11 protein-coding genes and 1 riboswitch are annotated in these 16,348 nt (G+C 57.7%); of the genes, 2 read left to right on the forward strand and 9 right to left on the reverse strand.

The window, feature by feature from the left end:
* Positions 1-35: 35 nt before the first annotated feature.
* From KJ970_08370 to lat, 7 genes are all read right to left on the reverse strand, one after another.
* On the reverse strand, positions 36-2,654 hold the full coding sequence (locus KJ970_08370; protein ID MBU2690929.1) for a TIGR03960 family B12-binding radical SAM protein: 2,619 nt from the start codon (positions 2,652-2,654) through the stop codon (positions 36-38).
* Positions 2,655-2,664: 10 nt separating this feature from the next.
* Complete coding sequence (locus tag KJ970_08375; protein MBU2690930.1) at positions 2,665-3,168, reverse strand: GNAT family N-acetyltransferase; 504 nt, start codon at positions 3,166-3,168, stop codon at positions 2,665-2,667.
* A 46-nt stretch (positions 3,169-3,214) separates the two neighbouring features.
* The gene (locus tag KJ970_08380) at positions 3,215-3,832 is read right to left on the reverse strand and encodes a thiamine phosphate synthase (GenBank protein MBU2690931.1); all 618 of its coding nucleotides are present in this window, start codon (positions 3,830-3,832) and stop codon (positions 3,215-3,217) included.
* A gap of 9 nt (positions 3,833-3,841) precedes the next feature.
* Positions 3,842-4,618, reverse strand: a complete 777-nt coding sequence (locus tag KJ970_08385; protein MBU2690932.1) for a thiazole synthase — start codon at positions 4,616-4,618, stop codon at positions 3,842-3,844.
* 70 nt (positions 4,619-4,688) lie between these two features.
* A complete protein-coding gene (gene thiS / locus KJ970_08390; GenBank protein ID MBU2690933.1) occupies positions 4,689-4,898 on the reverse strand; it encodes a sulfur carrier protein ThiS in 210 nt (69 codons plus the stop codon).
* 10 nt (positions 4,899-4,908) lie between these two features.
* The gene (locus tag KJ970_08395) at positions 4,909-7,827 is read right to left on the reverse strand and encodes a hypothetical protein (protein ID MBU2690934.1); all 2,919 of its coding nucleotides are present in this window, start codon (positions 7,825-7,827) and stop codon (positions 4,909-4,911) included.
* 170 nt (positions 7,828-7,997) lie between these two features.
* Positions 7,998-9,323 carry an L-lysine 6-transaminase gene (gene lat, locus KJ970_08400; GenBank protein ID MBU2690935.1) on the reverse strand — a complete coding sequence of 442 codons (1,326 nt, stop codon included), beginning with the start codon at positions 9,321-9,323 and terminating at the stop codon, positions 7,998-8,000.
* Between the two features lie 288 nt (positions 9,324-9,611).
* On the opposite strand from lat, the gene KJ970_08405 reads away from it, so the two are divergent.
* Positions 9,612-10,403 carry a gamma-glutamyl-gamma-aminobutyrate hydrolase family protein gene (locus tag KJ970_08405; GenBank protein MBU2690936.1) on the forward strand — a complete coding sequence of 264 codons (792 nt, stop codon included), beginning with the start codon at positions 9,612-9,614 and terminating at the stop codon, positions 10,401-10,403.
* Here KJ970_08405 and ispG read toward each other — a convergent pair.
* Entirely contained in the window at positions 10,366-12,468 is a 2,103-nt protein-coding gene (ispG, locus tag KJ970_08410; GenBank protein ID MBU2690937.1) for a (E)-4-hydroxy-3-methylbut-2-enyl-diphosphate synthase, read from the reverse strand. The two genes, KJ970_08405 and ispG, sit on opposite strands and share 38 nt — an antisense overlap.
* Positions 12,469-12,551: 83 nt before the next feature.
* The gene (locus tag KJ970_08415) at positions 12,552-14,111 is read right to left on the reverse strand and encodes a phosphoenolpyruvate carboxykinase (GenBank protein MBU2690938.1); all 1,560 of its coding nucleotides are present in this window, start codon (positions 14,109-14,111) and stop codon (positions 12,552-12,554) included.
* A gap of 171 nt (positions 14,112-14,282) precedes the next feature.
* Positions 14,283-14,374, forward strand: a riboswitch (TPP riboswitch).
* A 50-nt stretch (positions 14,375-14,424) separates the two neighbouring features.
* On the opposite strand from KJ970_08415, the gene thiC reads away from it, so the two are divergent.
* Positions 14,425-16,302, forward strand: coding sequence for a phosphomethylpyrimidine synthase ThiC (gene thiC / locus KJ970_08420; protein MBU2690939.1), 1,878 nt, complete (start codon positions 14,425-14,427; stop codon positions 16,300-16,302).
* Positions 16,303-16,348: the final 46 nt, after the last annotated feature.

Raw genomic sequence — 16,348 nt, forward strand, 5'->3', positions numbered from 1 at the left:
CCCCGGGGTAAAACAACTCCCGCTGCCGTTTGGGATTAAGTCGCGAGTCCTACCCGCAGGCAGCGGACGCAGGCTATCGCTTCGTGATCGAGTTCGAAAAGATGTTCGAGTATCAGACTTGGACTGGCGACCTGATTCCCCTCACTCTGCATCCGCACATCGAGCGCGAGAAACGGGCCGGCGGAATCCCATCCGGCGGCTTTGAGGATCTCCAATTCGGGATATGCCGCCTCGAGACGAAGAACAGCTCTTTTAAGATCGATGGTTCTGAATCCCTTTTTGCTCTGTTTTTGAATCTCCCACGTGACGGCGGCAGCATAGGCGGCGAGCCGTTCGTGCAGCCATTCCGGCGTTCGCGGCGAACGCGATCCGTTAAACAATGATTCCATCGAGATGAGATATTTCGCCGATGTCGCCGCCACCGTTAGTCTCCGGCCCGCCGTTTCAATTTCGGAGGCATCACGCACCGTGATTCCATCCGGCAGGTACCTCTCGATATTGCAAATCTCGCCGGGGGGCACCGGCTGCATGAGATCAAGAACCGCGATTTCACAAAGCGACTCGGTGCCGACTGAAAGCGGCGCGGCGATAATGAGCTTCGGCCGGGGGTTGAATCCCTTGCTGTAAGCCAGTGACATACCGGCAAGTTTGATGGCGCGTGCGAGTAAACGGCAAAGATCCAGGTGGCCGATGAATCGGGAAATGCCGAGCTTTCGGTAGACGAGCCGGATTCTCTGCGCCGGGACCTCGGGATCGAGGCTCGAACCATGTGCCGGGCCGTCCCCCGTCTTTAACAGCAGCAACTCCTCCGCCGTGACCGCTTCGGCCAGTTGGATATCCGTCCCCGATCCGGGAACACCGCAGCCTGAACAATTCCCGCGGCGGCAATCCTCAAGGATGACGCCTTCTCGCGCCCGTTGTAGATCCTTGATGAGAAACTTCTTGTTGATCAAAATGTCGATGTGATCCCAGGGCAGGGGCTCCGAGGTCTCTTTTCTGCGGATGTAAGACAACGGATCAATACCCGCCGCGCGAAACGCCGCCTCCCAACTCGCGAGGGAAAAATGCTCGGACCAGCCGTCAAAGCGAGCCCCTCGCCGCCAAGCCTCATAGATCACAGCCGCCAAGCGGCGGTCGCCCTGTGAATGGACCGCCTCGATATAAGAACTGTCGACATTGTGAAACTTCATGCGGGACCATTTGGTCTCGATCCGTGGTTTGAGAAAAGCGATCTTCTCTTTGAGACTGTCCGGCGATTCAAAAGGTTCCCATTGGAAGGGTGTGTGGGATTTCGGTATAAAAGAACCGATGCTGGCCGTTACGCTGACCGACCCACCGAACTCGCGGCCGATTCCCCGGAGTTTCCCCATCATTTCGACGATTCCGTCAAGGTCCTCCTTGGTTTCAGTGGGCAGCCCGATCATGAAGTAGAGTTTGATCTGCCGCCAGCCCCGGCGGTATACGGCGCGAACCGTCTCATAGAACTCCGCGTCGGTGATCTGCTTATTGATGGCGAAACGGAGGCGCTCGGTGCCGGCTTCGGGCGCGAAGGTGAAACCGGACTTCCTGACCTGGCTGACCTTGTCGGCCAGGGCGACGCTAAAACGATCGGCCCGCAGGCTGGGCAAAGAAATGCCGATATGATCAGGCGAAAGACGGGTGGACAAGACGTCGGTGATCGCTTCGATCTGTGTGTGGTCGGCTGTCGAAAGACTGACAAGACTGACTTCATCCCAGCCCGATTGTCTAAGACCCTCTGTCGTCAATTCCGTAATGCGGCTGACCGACCGCTCGCGCAGCGGCCGGTAAAAATAGCCGGCCTGACAATAGCGGCAGCCCTGCGTGCAGCCCCGCAGAACTTCGACGCCCAACCGATCTTGTACAATTTCCTGTAACGGCACCAGGGGCTTGGTAGGATAAGCGGTTGTATTCAGATCCGCGACATATCGGCGCTTTACTTTTTTGGGAATCGCCGGGTGGATCGGTTCGACTCTCAGCAGAGCCCCATCAGCGTCATATTCCGGCCGGTAGAGTGAGGGGACATAGATCCCCTCGATTTGTGCGAGGGCCAGGAGTCTTTCAGCGCGCGGCGCGCCCTTCGTCGCGATGACGCCATCGCTGATCGCGTGAACGACCTCTTCACCGTCGCCGATCAGGATCGCGTCAAAGAAATCGGCCAGGGGTTCGGGATTCGTGGCGACCGGTCCGCCGGCGAAGATCAGCGGGTCGTCATCGGAGCGGTCCTTTTGCCAGATAGGGATGCCGGCCAGATCGAGCAGGTTCAGAATATTCGTGCCGGTCAGCTCGTATTGCAGCGAGATGCCGATAATGTCAAACTCCCGGGCCGGACGGTGTGTCTCAAGGCTGAAGAGGGGGATCCCCGCCCGCCGCATGCGCGCTTCCAGATCGATCCACGGGGAATAGGTTCGTTCCGCGAGGGCGTCGGGACGGCGATTGAGAATGTCATAGAGAGTTTTCAATCCCTGATGACTCATGCCGATCTCGTAAACTTCGGGAAGAATGAGCAGCCACTGCACGCGGACCTGTGCAGGATCCTTGCGTATCTGGTTTAATTCGCCGCCAAGGTAACGCATCGGATGCTCAACCAACGGCAGCTGCTCTTCCAGACGCCGCCGGAGTTCCCTGCTGTCCATCAAAGGCTCCTTATCCCGCTTGCTGCGCATAGATCCAATAGGGTTTCCCCCCGCGTAGAATCTCCCTCTCCCGTTTCATGTCGATCTTTTCCGCCACCCGCATCGATGCCGGGTTTTCGGGCCGGATAAAACTGATGAGTCGATCGATTTTTAAATCGTGAAAGGCATAATCACGAACCGCGCGAGCGGCTTCGGTCGCATATCCTTGATTCCAATAATCGCTCCGGAAATCATATCCGAGCTCGATCTCCCGGCGGCCGTCAAGATCTTGGCATTCGAGCCCGCAATCACCGATGAGAACGCCATCCTCTTTCAAGAGCACGGAGAAGAGGCCGTATCCATGGATCTTCTGGTGCTCAAGGTTGCGCGTGACCCATGCGGTCATTTGTTCGCGGGTAAACAAAATATTATCGAACGACTTCATCACCTTCGGGTCGGTGAAGATGACGAGAAAGGCGTCGATATCGTCCGCCGTCATCGGGCGGAGGAATAACCGGCTGGTTTCTAGAGTCATGCGGCCTCCGGATGAGTTATTGAATGCGGAGTTCGTGAAGAGTTCGTCAAGACTCTCCGATCTCCTCAAGAATCTCCAAGAACGCCTGCACCGGGTTCTGCGCCGTGAGTGTGGCTCGAATGGCGGCGATACCATACGCGCCGGATTCAATGCAACTCCGCGTGTTGGCTGCAGTGATCCCTCCCAGGGCGAAGACGGGAATCGAGAGTTGAGAGACTATTTTACGAAACATCTCCAATCCCATTGCCGGCCCCTTTCCGGGAGTCGCAAAGACGGGGCTGAGTGTTATGAAATCGGCGCCCGTGTTTTGCGCTTGCATCGCCCCCTCGAGGTCGTGACACGAGACGCCGATCAAGGGATCGGGACCGAGGCGGGCCCTGATCTCCGCCGTCGCAAGACCGCGTTCCGGGCGATGAAGACCTAAATGCCGCGCCTGCGCGACCTCGATGTCTGTATTGACCAATACGGAAACCTGATCTCCGATGTTGGGGAGAAGGGCGTCGACAAATTTCAACAGCTTCTGCTGTGAAAGGTCTTTCTCGCGGATCTGCAATCCCCGCAGGCCGGCGGCAATGAGGGCTTTTAGGATTTCGGCCTGTTTCTCGGCACCCACCGCTTTGCGGTCGGTGATCTGGTAGTAACGGAAATTGACTCTATCCGACATCGGCCGGGATCAAGCCGTCTCGACAACACCGGTCAGGGGACTCGATGCGGTGGCGTAGAGCTTGCGCGGAATCCGTCCCGATTCAAAAGCGAGACGTCCCGCCTGCATGGCATGATACATTGATGCCGCCATCTTGACCGGATCTTTTGCGCCGGCGACCGCTGTGTTTAACAAAACGGCGTCGCACCCCATCTCCATCGCCACGGCGACATCGGAGGCGATCCCGACGCCGGCATCGACAATCACCGGCACCTTCGCCTGTTCCAGGATGATGCGGATATTATAGGGATTACGGATTCCCAACCCCGACCCAATCGGAGCTCCCAGGGGCATGACGGCCGCGCATCCGATCTCCTGCAGCCTCAAGCAGGCGACAGGATCATCGGTGACATAGGGCAGGACGGTGAACCCGTCGGCGATCAGCACCTTCGCCGCCTCGATCGTCTGCGGGACATCGGGAAAGAGGGTTTTATCGTCGCCGATCACCTCGAGCTTGATCAGGTCGGTCCCAAGGGCTTCCCGGGCCAGCTGCGCCGTGAGGATGGCGTCTTTCGCCGAATAACATCCGGCCGTGTTGGGCAGCAGCGTGATTTTGTCACGATCAATAAAATCGAGAAGCGAGGGGCCTTTGGCGCGGTCCAGATTCACCCGGCGGATGGCTACGGTGACAAATTCCGTTCGGGCCGCTTCAAAGGCTTTGGCCATCGTTTCAAAATCAACGTACTTTCCTGTCCCCAAAATCAAACGGGATTTAAAAATCCGATCTCCAATGAGGAGACCTTCCATGGCGCCGCGTCCTGAACCGGCTCCCTGTCCGCCCACGGCATCCTTTGCATAACAACGCATTTTCACCTCCTCAGCCGCCCTGAACGGCTTCAATAATCTCGATCCGGTCTCCATCCTTCAATACAACCCGGGATATATCACGTCGGGGAACAACAGTGTTATTGATCGCCACAGCGATGCCGCGGCTTTCCGTTCCGTATTCCAGCGCTTTCAGTAGGGATTCCAATTCAGGAGTCCCTTCGTAATCTTGCGGGATTCCATTGATGACCAATCTCATCATAGCTTACTCCTCAGGATGAAACCAGGCTCGGCAACCGGCTGAGTGAGAGGTTCACCGAGATTCGAAATGTCGTCGGAATATCGTAATTGAAGGGATCCGCAAGCGCCGTCTGATAGGTTGAAATGAATCCTTCGCCGTTGCGATCTATCATCGCTTGTCCTTCCTGGCTCTGCAGGAAGCCGTCATCATCCGCCTCTCCGGTGGCCCGGTAAACACGCAGGGCGTTGCGCCGTCCCGTCACATTGAGGATTTCAAATCGGACCGCCAGCTCACGCTGCTGGAAGTTCCATTCTTTCACGGCGGAAAGGTCGATCCGGAAAGTATGCGGCATTCGTCCTGAATGCGGATCGCCGATGCCGGTTATCTCAGCCGGGCCGACCAGGGCTTCGGCATTAACGGCGATCGGCGTATAAGGCCGTCCGCTTTCCCAGCGCGTGGCCAAACCCAGGGCCCAGTCGGTGAAGGGCGACAACCAGGCGCTGCGGCTCCGCATCGGTGTCTTATAAATGAGAGCCAGCCTGAAGCGATGCGTTTGATCGAGTGTGTGGGGTCGATAGCCGGCCCCGGCCCAGGCGGCGACAGGCGTGTTAAAGGTGTCGGTCGTTTCACGAACCCGTTCTGTTCCAATGGGGAGGTCGGGTTCATACCAGCCGCCATCCAGCGACAACGGCCCGCCCCCTTTGAATTCCATGCGGGAAAGATCGTAGGAGGCATAAATCCAAAATCCTGTTTTAGGAAGGTGTTGTGATGACCGCGCGTCGATATGGATCCCCCGCGTGCGCTGCTTTCCTGAATCATCAATATAGACAAGAGAGCCGGATTCAACTGAAGTCGCCTTCTCAACCCAGGCGTGGCGGGTCAGCGATCCGTAAAGGGCGGCTTGCATGAGGAGGGGCTGTGCGCCATCCCATTTTTGTAAAAGCCATCCGAGCAGAGGAATGCGGCGCTTTTCCACGGGGAACCTCAGGCCGGCCTCTATCTGCGTTTCGCCCTCGGCCCCAAGATGCGGATTGCCGAGTGGAGCCTCGAATTGTTTAAGATAGACCGACCGCTGCAGGAAAACGGGATCCATGCCGAGCGCCAGCAGGGGCGGCCGGTTGACCTTTTCCTGGCCGCGGATCCAGACCGTCGATTCGTTGATGAGAATGGAATGCCCGATGGAACCGCCGATCCCGCCGGCCCAGCCGGGTTTTTCGAGCAATGCATTGAAATCCTCGGAAGAGGAATCCGCCGCGGGAAGATGAGTCCAGTCCGCCGGTCCCAAGTGATTCGATTTGAACCAACGCCCGTAAATCGAGACTTGCCATAGACCGCCGGTTCCGGCGCTCTCCCATAGGAGTCCGGTTTGAAGCTCCGGCACCTCCAGTTGACTGGATGCATCCCGGTCGATGGCATCAATTGTATAACCGAATCTTTGGACGGATTGATACCCGCCTCCTTCAACGCCGCGGTAAATTTGCTTCGGATCGAGGTGCTCGTAATGCCGGACCGTATGGCGGGTGAGGGATAAATCGGCTCGTAGGCGTGAATCTTTGCTGATCATTGACTCCCAGGAGGCTCCGGCGTTCCAGGAGTTTGTTACATTGAGCTGGTAGTTTTCATAAATGTGACCCTCGTCGATAAACATCGTCGACGGATCGTCTCCACGCCATTCGGTACTGTCGCTGACGGTGGCGGCGTTGCCGTCGGGCCGCCCATAGCTTTCCAGATCTTCGAGGTAGAAACCGTCGCTGATCTCCCTGAAGTTCCTTGAATACTGCGTTTGGATGCGGAGCCGATGCCGCCAGGGGCCGCGGGTCCCTTCCTGATCCAGATGTTTTGTATAAGGGAATTCCTTTTCGAGGCCCGCGTTCCATGCAATGGATGCCGATTCCTCGTGAGGAGAGTGATCCTGGTTTTGCCCGAAAGACTTCAGCAGGTAATCCTGCTCTTTCCCCGTCCCCGCGAAGGAGGAGGTGAGTTTCCAAGATTGGAGCGATCGGCCGGCGCTCCACAGCTGAAGGTTTCCATAAATCTCCTGTTCATGCAACTCGCTGTGGGTTCTGGGATTATCCGCCGTAATCCTCGGATAGGGATCTTCATCGCTTCGATAACGGCCGACGATCTCCAGGTCGCCGCGGAATGGTTTCTGCGGATTCCAAATCGCGCGGCCCGTGCCATCCATCCGCTGATAGGAGTCCGTCCGCCCGACACCGAAAAGCCCGGTGCGGGTATCCTGCCGTCCAAGACGGGCGGCGCGCCAACCGTCAGGAGCCCATGGGGCGGTGAGTGATGCGAGGCCGCTGCTCGCCCGGCCTATGGCCATCGGAAGGTCGACTGAGAGGGGTTCCCGTTGCGCCGGATTGTTCAACTCGAGCGTTTCCCAGCTGGAGACGCTGCGCCGTTTGGGGAATGTTGACAATTGTTTAAGCTGATCAATGCCGCTGCCGGGAAGATAAAGGGCCGGCTCTTCGAGCCCGATCAGAGCGGCGGTGGGATTCAGAATGTGCAGAATCGGGGGGCCCTGATCCTGAAGGATCCAACGTGTCCGGGTGCCCGGCGCGACATCGATTTTCCATGCACTCCATCCGGTTTCAATCCCCGGCCGCAAAAGGCGCCATTGATACGATCCGGCGGGCAATCCCCAGAAGATCGCACGGAGCCGGCCAGACGCATCCGGCGGGTTCAAAGAGGACCGATAGCATACATCGTCGCCTCCCCGGAGCTCGAGGATTCCCCCATAAAATTCCACCTCGCCGTCCTCCGGAGTGGAAAAGGGGAGGCACATTTCCAGATCCCCTTCGACTGAAACGGCCTGGGTTGAGTGCAACGGAATCGCGGCAAGGAGGATGATGAGAACGGCCGGCAGAAACCGCTGCAAGCGGGCCGGATCGACCCTGCCTGTGATGGAAGGCAGACTGCGAACCGTATCAAGTGAACGTTCAATCATGAAAACCACCCTCCATCCCCGGTCACTGAATCGTATCCGACTTGGCCCGGCCTGGCCAGGGTTCAGATACGAAGCTGTCACCCCATCCGGCGGAGTTCCATAAAAACTTTCAAAAAAGAAACCGGGGTGGGAGATCCCACCCCGGATAGAACACACTTTCTATCTGAGAATCAGGCCTTTCCGGCGGCGACGACCGTCTTGATCGCCGCCTCGATCTTGTCGATGCCCGCCTCCAGAACCTCTCTCGAGATGTCGAGGGAGGGCCGGACCCGAATCGAACGCCGGCCGCACGGAAGGGCGATGACACCATTCTCATAGATCTTTGCCAGCATTTCTTTCCGCGAAAATCCGTCGCTTACGCTGAAGGCGCACATCAGGCCCCGGCCCCGGGCGTTTTCAATACCGCCGCCCAGTTCCGCCTGCAGTTTCTGAAACCTGCCGAGAAGGATTTCGCCGGATGTGCGGGCCCGATCGACGAGCTTCTCTTCCTCGATGATCTCCAGATGTAGCCGGCTGCGGATCATATCCACAAAGTTGCCGCCCCAAGTGGAGTTCAAACGGCTGGAGACTTTGAAGACGTTGTCGACATCATCGATTCGGCCGGTAACCATGATGCCGCAGACCTGCGTCTTCTTGCCGAAGCAGACAATATCAGGCGTGATGTTAAAGTGCTGGAACGCCCACATCTTGCCGGTCAAACCCAAGCCCGATTGGACTTCATCAAAAATGAGAAGGATTTCGTTCTCGTCGCAAATCTTGCGGAGCGCTTCAAAGAACTCACCGCGGAAATGATTGTCGCCCCCCTCGCCCTGAATCGGCTCAATGATGAGTCCGGCGATCTCATGGGGGCTCGCCTGCAACGCCTGATGAATCTCAGCGATGGCCTGTGTTTCAGCCGCTTCCACCGCTTTCAGATTTTCGCCTTCCAGGGGGAAGGTGATCCAGGGCGTTGTGATCCGGGGCCAGTCGAATTTTGGGAAGTGGGCGGTTTTACGGAGATCGAATGAGTCGGTGAGACTCATTGTGTATCCGGTCCGGCCATGGAAGCAATGGCGGAAGTGGATGATCTTCGATCCCTCTTTGTCGATCCCCTTCGCCTTATTCTTATGATACTTCCAATCAAAGGCCGTCTTCAGCGCGTTTTCGACCGCGAGACCGCCGCCCTCGATAAAGAAGAGATGCTTGAACGATTTTGGGACCGCCACGCGGCCGAAGGTCTCGACATATTCAGCCATCTCCACCGTATAGACATCGGAGTTGCTCGGTTTGTGTAAGGCGGCGCGGCCGAGATATTCAATCGTCTCCTGGTTGCACATTCGGGGATGATTCATCCCGATAGGCTGGGACGCAAAGAACGAGAAGAAATCAACGAAGTCCCGCCCGGATCTGGCATCATGCACCATGGCGCCCTTACTTTTCTCGAGATCAAGAACAATATCCATTCCGTCCACGAGCATATAGCGACCGAGGTTCTCGTGAACGCGGTCCGCTGGAATCCGAATTCTTACCATGGTAAACCTCCCCAGGTTTGGAAGCCTGTGCCTCACCCGGCCGCCAGGCGGCCCCCAGTAATGGAAAGGGACAAGGTGAAAATGGCGTAACATATTGCTATTAAGTGGGATGGGCCAGGATCCCCAATCAAAGGTCGGGGTCCTGGCCCTCACCACTTGATAATGGTAAGGTCAGGGGGCTGAAACTTTCAACCCCAGTAAAATCAATTTGGGAAAAAGATATCTTATAGGGTGAGGCCTCCCAAAAGGACCTCTCCCAGGGGAATCATCGGCATGCAGCAGATCCCGCTTAAACAGCGTCCTATGGTGGGTGTTTCCCTTATGACGGATCTTTCTTCTCTGGCTGAGCACGGCCCGCGGTTTGGTATCAATTGTTCGTACATTCATGCTCTGAGGGGGTCCGGCGCGATTCCGGTTCCCATTTTGCCGGGGCGGCCGGATGAAACGGCGCTCTTCGCTCCTTTCCTCAGCGGGTTGTTGCTGCCCGGCGGATCCGATTTGGCTGCGGGGCGCTACCATCAGGAGCCGGTTGATCCTCAAGAAACGCCGGATCCTGATCGGGAGGCGTTGGAGTGGGATTTACTGCGCTGGGCCGATGGGACGGGCCTGCCGGTGCTGGCGATTTGTCTCGGTATCCAGACCGTCAATACCTTCCGAGGGGGCACGCTGATACAAGATCTCCGCCGCCGAGGGCCGGAAGTTCTGGATCATGGGTACCTCAAAGGGTACTCCCGCCGGACACTTGCCCATTCCGTACGGATTGATCCGGAGTCGCGGCTGGCCGCTCTCATGGAGCAGGATCAAGTGTCGGTGAACTCCCTGCATCACCAGGCGATCGATAAGATTGGAGCGGGTCTTCGCGCGGTGGCCTGGGCGCCCGATGGTATTGTAGAGGGATTGGAAGATGAGAATCCAAACCGCTTTCTGGTCGCCGTTCAGTTTCATCCCGAAGAGATGATGGAAGCGCCGGCGGCGCAAAAGATTTTCGTGGGATTCGTCGAAGGGTGCCGCGCTTGGAAAGAGGGGCTTAATCCGCCGTATCGACCCACCGCCCGTCCGCTTTGATCAATGCCACCAGCGCCTCATCCGCCTCATCCGGCGCCAGGTTCCGCTCCACCCTGATCTTGCCCCGGTATAGATCAATCTTACCGACACCCGATCCGACATAGCCGAAATCAGCATCGGCCATTTCACCCGGCCCATTGACAATGCAGCCCATCACGGCAATTTTGACACCTTTCAGATGCCCGGTTCTCCGGCGGATCCGCTCGGTGGTTGTCTCCAGATTGAAAAGGGTGCGCCCGCATGAAGGGCAGGAGATGAATTCGGCCCGCGTCAGGCGCCGGCGGACCGATTGTAAAATGCCGAAGGCGATGGAGATGGGGTTGGGTTCGTTCGCCTTTCCGGACGCCGGACCGGCCAGGAGCGCTTCGCCGCCCGATTCCAGCAAGGCCGGTCCCGCCGACAGGGCTTGTTCTATCGGATCCCCGCAAAGCCTGAGGATAAGCGCAACATTGGCGGACAGTCCGGCATCGGCAAGGGCGCCCACCGTCTGCCAAACCCGGTGCCGGAGATCCTGCCTGATAATGACAAGGGCCGTTCGGGAGAGTCCGGCCTTTAAGACCCGGCGGCAGACGGACACAGCGGTCCGCGGATCGGGTATTTCCCAGAAGAGAGGGCAGCCGTCTCCGATCGATGCGCAGACGGTTTCAACAGGGAGCCGGTTCCCTTCGTCAAGACCATTGTTGAGCTCCGGAATGAGGGAGATGCCCCCGACCATAGCGGCAAGATTAAAAAGGATTTGTGGATCCACCGCGTCATTGTAGAAGCCGCGATAGATTAGAGGGGTTTGACGCATGCCGGCCTCGCTGAGCTTGGACATTAGATATTGTACAAGTTCAGGCGCTCGTTCATTCAGGGGGCCGTGAATCCAGAAGGCCTCAGGTGGATCATCGTTTGGGTCGTGCAGCAGGTGCTTCAATTCGCGTAGAAGCCGGTCCGGCTCGTTAACCGCGGCGGCGGCGGCATAGTGGACCCTCGGCACCGGCGCCGGTCCGCCGAGAGGCAGCGTGCCGAGTTCAATCCGCTCGACAATGCGGGGCGCAGGCAGCGTGACCGGTTTTGATACCGGCGCATCGCCGCAGGGCCCGCCGGCGCCGGCCGGAGGGCCGGGCGGGGGACCATCCGTCTTCATCATTCCTGCGGGAATGAAGGCTGCGAATGCGGGTTCGACCCGCGCGACACCAGCGAGGATCTCCCGGCAGGCGGCGATTTCATTTACCGAGGGCTCTGTCAAGCTGACACGGATCGTATCGCCGATCCCTTCCGACAGCAGCCCCCCGATGCCGACGGCGCTCTTCAGCCGCGCCGGCCAGCCGGATCCGGCCTCGGTGATGCCGAGGTGGATCGGATAGTCCATCTTCTCTGCATCCATCTGCGCGATGAGGAGGCGGTGCGCCTCAATGACGACCGAGGTGACGGAGGATTTCAGTGAGAGTACAATATTGTGAAAGTCATAATTTCTGCAGATCCGTACGAATTCCAGCGCGGACTCCACCATGCCCAGCGGAGTGTCGCCGTAACGGTTCATGATTCTGTCGGAGAGCGATCCGTGATTGGTGCCGATCCGCAGCGCGGCGCCATGCTCCTTGCATTTCAGGACGAGCGGTTTGAACCGCGCCTGTATCCGCTCGAGTTCCTCCCGGTATTGCGCGTCGGAATATTCGCGGACGGCGTTCTTCTTTCGATCGGCGTAGTTCCCGGGATTGATCCGGACCTTCTCTACCAGCTCGGCCGCCCGCAAGGCCGCATTGGGCGTGAAATGAATATCGGCGACAAGCGGCACCTGAAGGCCGCGCCGGCGCAGCTCCGCTTTGATCACAGCGAGATGGTCGGCCTCGCGGATCGAGGGGCAAGTGAGACGAACCAGGGGGCAGCCGGCCGAGACGAGGCCCTCGATCTCGCCGCATACCGCTTGGGTATCCATCGTGTCGGATGTTGTCATCGACTGGATGAGGATCGGATGAGGCCCGCCGATCGCGAGATGTCCGACGCGGACCACACGGGTCGGCCGCCGCCGGTAGGGGAGCGGCAAGCCCTTGGGCGCCTTCTGTCGTGAATCGCTGCTCATGCTGTTATCTTTGCACATGGCTCCGCACAAAGAAACGGGAGAGGCTTCCGCCTCCCCCGCTTCGCAAGAGAGCTTTTCAGCCGTCAGCCGCGGACGGCCTGGACAATCACTTCATCCAGCGCCGGGTATTTGCGGAGATGCGCTTCCCGATCCGTCTTGAAGATCGCCACCAGATTCAAGTACTCCTCCTGCCGGCCATCCTTCACATAGAGGTGCCATGGGTTCAATAGGCTCTGATCGGCTGCTTCAATCCCCGGTACATGCTTGGCGATGTCGTAGCCGAAGTCAGGATCTCTTTCCCACTCGATCGTGCCCTCGGCGATCGCTTTTACAATGGCGCTGGAATGGTGGATCTTGATCTTTCGGCTGCTCGGGTCGCCGTCGCTTCCGCCGATCCGGCCTGTATTCATCAGATAGACTTCCATCCGGCTCTGCTCGAGGATTTCAAGGAACCGGTTTCCCTGGAGACCGTGCCGGAGAGGGAAGAAGGGATTGGTTCCCGGCACGCGCAGGCTCTTGCCGGCCTCTTCGACACCGCCGGCGCTTGTGCCGCGCGTCTCACCCAGCATAAAGTAGGCGGCCGCTTGGGCTCCCTTCAGCCTGGCGACGGCGGGGATGATATTATCATTGCGGTTGAGGAGCAGCAGAAATGAGGCGTGGTCGATGGTGTTCGGATCAGCGGCCATCCCGATCTTGTCGAGATTGAAGGTCGCGCGGCCGTTCTGTGTATACGTATCGTCGAAAAAATCGACTTTGCCGTTTTCATCCTGCGACACATTCTCCAGATAGGAAGAGGCGTCGGTGACGGCCTTATAGATAACCGGCTCATGCTCCGGATCGAGGCCGTAGGTTTTGGCGAAGCAGCCGTCTTCGGATGTATAAATCCGGCCGTTCGGCATCAGAGCCACAAAATCATCCTGGACCGGCTGGGATTCGTTCTGGCGTGTGAAGGTTGTTGTTGTTTTTCCTGTACCCGACAGGCCGACGATGAGGCCGACCCGGGAGCGCCCGTCGACCGGGATAATCTTGCATCCGGCATGAAGGGCAAGGCCGCCGCGATCATAGACAATCTTATTCCACATTCGGAGGCCGCCCTTTTTCGCCTCTCCAAAATAGTCGGAATTGAGAACCCGTGTGACGCCGGCATCCAAATCGACGGTGATAATCCGGTCGTTTGGATACCCCTCCGCCTTGAGATTCGGCGTGTAAATCACCGTGAGCTCCGGCTTGAAATCGGGCTGTCCCACGGCGGGGTCATCGGTGTAATAAAGCTGCTGCTGCATCGCGGCGATGTTGGCATTTGACTTTTCAATGGAGAGACGCACCGGTGTTCGAAACCAGGGGTCGCTTCCTATGAAGCCATCCACGATGATCATATCCTGGCTCTCGATATACCGGTCTTGGAGTTCTGCGATGCGTCTGCCCTCTTCTTTGGAGATGCATTGATCGGTCGCAAGATCGGGGTTGTCGGTAACGATATAGGTACTCGCCTTGCTGCGCGCCTTGGTCTTGATCTTTGTATTGAGATTGCCGAAGGAGGTCCAGCGCGCATTAGGCATCGCCGCCACAAGCTCCTTTAACTCGGCCGGGCTGGGATTAAAAAACCGTTCGGGCTCTTCGGGGAAACGAGGTTGCGTCGCCATGACCTCTCTCCTTTTCTAAGGTTATGTCAATTCATCTTTCTAATTCACATATTCTAACATGCTAATACAGAGAAAAGCAGAACTAATTCCAAGTAAAATGTCGATTAATGATAGCAGACGGCGTAAACAAATCTTTGCTTGTGCTGGGAGTCCTTATTGTATTAGATTTTAGAAAGATGCTAGGGGTGCCCCCTTGGGGCTGAGAAAGACCCTTTGAACCTGATCCGGGTTATGCCGGCGTAGGAAAGCTGCCTTCCGAGCGCTCTCCCGCTACCAGATGACAAGCCTGGGTCCCTTGACTGGAGGATTTGTCATGCGCCCAATGTCAAAGAAGTCTCAAGAGGATGTCTCCCGCTTGATCGACGCCGCCACGCGACCGTTTCCGCAATCACACAAGATTTATATCAGCGGAAGCCGCCCCGATCTCCAGGTTCCAATGCGTGAAGTCCGGCAGACCGATACGATGACCCGGGATGGGGTCGTGAAAAATCCCAACATCACAATCTATGACACGACCGGCGCCTATACTGATCCGGGAATCGCCGTTGATCTCTTGCGCGGGCTGGCTCCCATCCGAAAGGAATGGATCAGAGAGCGCGGTGATGTCGTGGAATTGCCCGAGCTCTCGTCGGCGTATACCCGGGCGAGAGCCGCCGATCCTGAATTGTTGAAGGTCGCTTTTCCGCAAAGGGACCGGCCCCTGCGGGCCGCGAAGGGTTTGCGGGTGACGCAAATGCATTACGCGCGCCGTGGGGTTGTGACGCCCGAAATGGAATTCGTCGCCATCCGCGAGAATCAGCGCCTTAAAGATGTAAAAGACACGGTGCTGCTGCGGCGCCATCAAGGCGTCCATTTCGGCGCCGGGATTCCAACGGAGATCACACCGGAATTCGTGCGGCAGGAGGTTGCCGCGGGCCGTGCGATCATCCCCTGCAATATCAATCATCCGGAATCGGAGCCGATGATCATCGGCCGGAATTTTCTTGTGAAAGTGAATGCCAATATCGGGAACTCCCCGGTCAAGTCTTCGATTGAGGAAGAGGTGGAGAAGATGCTCTGGTCGATCCGCTGGGGCACCGATACGGTGATGGATCTTTCCACCGGGCTTCACATCCATGAGACCCGTGAATGGATTATCCGTAATTCGCCGGTGCCCGTCGGCACGGTGCCGATTTATCAGGCGCTGGAGAAGGTGGGCAGCCCCGAGGAACTGACCTGGGAACTCTTCAGAGACACGCTTATCGAGCAAGCGGAGCAGGGCGTTGATTATTTCACGATTCATGCGGGGATCCGATTGAGGCATGTCCCACTGGCCGCGAATCGTGTCGCGGGAATCGTGTCGCGCGGCGGGTCGGTCATGGCCAAGTGGTGTCTCGCCCATCATCAGGAGAGTTTTCTTTATACAAAATTCGATGAGATCTGCGAAATCCTGGCCGCCTATGATATCGCTGTCTCGCTGGGGGATGGTCTCAGGCCCGGATCGATCGCCGACGCCAACGATGAAGCGCAGTTCGCCGAACTCACGACGCTCGGTGAATTGACGCAGAAGGCCTGGAAGCAGGATGTGCAGGTGATGATCGAAGGGCCGGGACACATCCCGATGCATCTCATCAAGGAGAACGTCGACAAGGAATTGGCCGATTGTTACGAGGCGCCCTTTTACACATTGGGGCCGATAACGACCGATGTCGCCCCCGGATATGATCACATCACTTCGGCGATCGGGGCCGCAATGGTCGGCTGGTATGGCTGCGCCATGCTTTGTTATGTCACGCCGAAGGAACACTTGGGCCTCCCCGATAAAAATGATGTCCGTGAAGGGATCGTGGCGTGCAAGATCGCGGCGCATGCCGCGGATCTGGCGAAGGGGCATCCGGCGGCGCAGGTGCGGGATAATGCAATGTCGAAGGCGCGGTTCGAATTCAGATGGAATGATCAATTCAGCCTGGGACTTGATCCAGAGCGGGCGCTCGCGTACCACGACGCCACGCTGCCGGAGGAGCCGCACAAGGCGGCCCATTTCTGCTCCATGTGCGGTCCCCGTTTCTGCGCCATGAAGATTACGAAGGATGTCCGGGAATATGCCCGCGGGAAGGGGTTTGATAATCTGGAAAAAGCCGTGGATGCGGGGATGAAGGAGAAAGCGCAGGAATTTAAGCAGGAAGGAGGGCAGATTTACCGGAGGATCTAGCCCTGTATTCAGCTTCGTATTCTCCTTGCCATACATCATTTGCCTT

This window comes from Candidatus Eisenbacteria bacterium (assembly GCA_018831195.1).
Lineage (GTDB): Bacteria > Eisenbacteria > RBG-16-71-46 > CAIMUX01 > JAHJDP01 > JAHJDP01.

What these genes read in the sequence shown, in the direction of transcription:
- KJ970_08370 (MBU2690929.1), bottom strand. Translation starts at nt 2,654, where the DNA reads ATGGACAGCAGGGAACTCCGGCGGCGTCTGGAAGAGCAGCTGCCGTTG.
- KJ970_08405 (MBU2690936.1), top strand. Translation starts at nt 9,612, where the DNA reads ATGCAGCAGATCCCGCTTAAACAGCGTCCTATGGTGGGTGTTTCCCTT.
- KJ970_08375 (MBU2690930.1), bottom strand. Translation starts at nt 3,168, where the DNA reads ATGACTCTAGAAACCAGCCGGTTATTCCTCCGCCCGATGACGGCGGAC.
- KJ970_08385 (MBU2690932.1), bottom strand. Translation starts at nt 4,618, where the DNA reads ATGGAAGGTCTCCTCATTGGAGATCGGATTTTTAAATCCCGTTTGATT.
- ispG (MBU2690937.1), bottom strand. Translation starts at nt 12,468, where the DNA reads ATGAGCAGCGATTCACGACAGAAGGCGCCCAAGGGCTTGCCGCTCCCC.
- thiC (MBU2690939.1), top strand. Translation starts at nt 14,425, where the DNA reads ATGCGCCCAATGTCAAAGAAGTCTCAAGAGGATGTCTCCCGCTTGATC.
- KJ970_08380 (MBU2690931.1), bottom strand. Translation starts at nt 3,832, where the DNA reads ATGTCGGATAGAGTCAATTTCCGTTACTACCAGATCACCGACCGCAAA.
- thiS (MBU2690933.1), bottom strand. Translation starts at nt 4,898, where the DNA reads ATGATGAGATTGGTCATCAATGGAATCCCGCAAGATTACGAAGGGACT.
- KJ970_08415 (MBU2690938.1), bottom strand. Translation starts at nt 14,111, where the DNA reads ATGGCGACGCAACCTCGTTTCCCCGAAGAGCCCGAACGGTTTTTTAAT.
- KJ970_08395 (MBU2690934.1), bottom strand. Translation starts at nt 7,827, where the DNA reads ATGATTGAACGTTCACTTGATACGGTTCGCAGTCTGCCTTCCATCACA.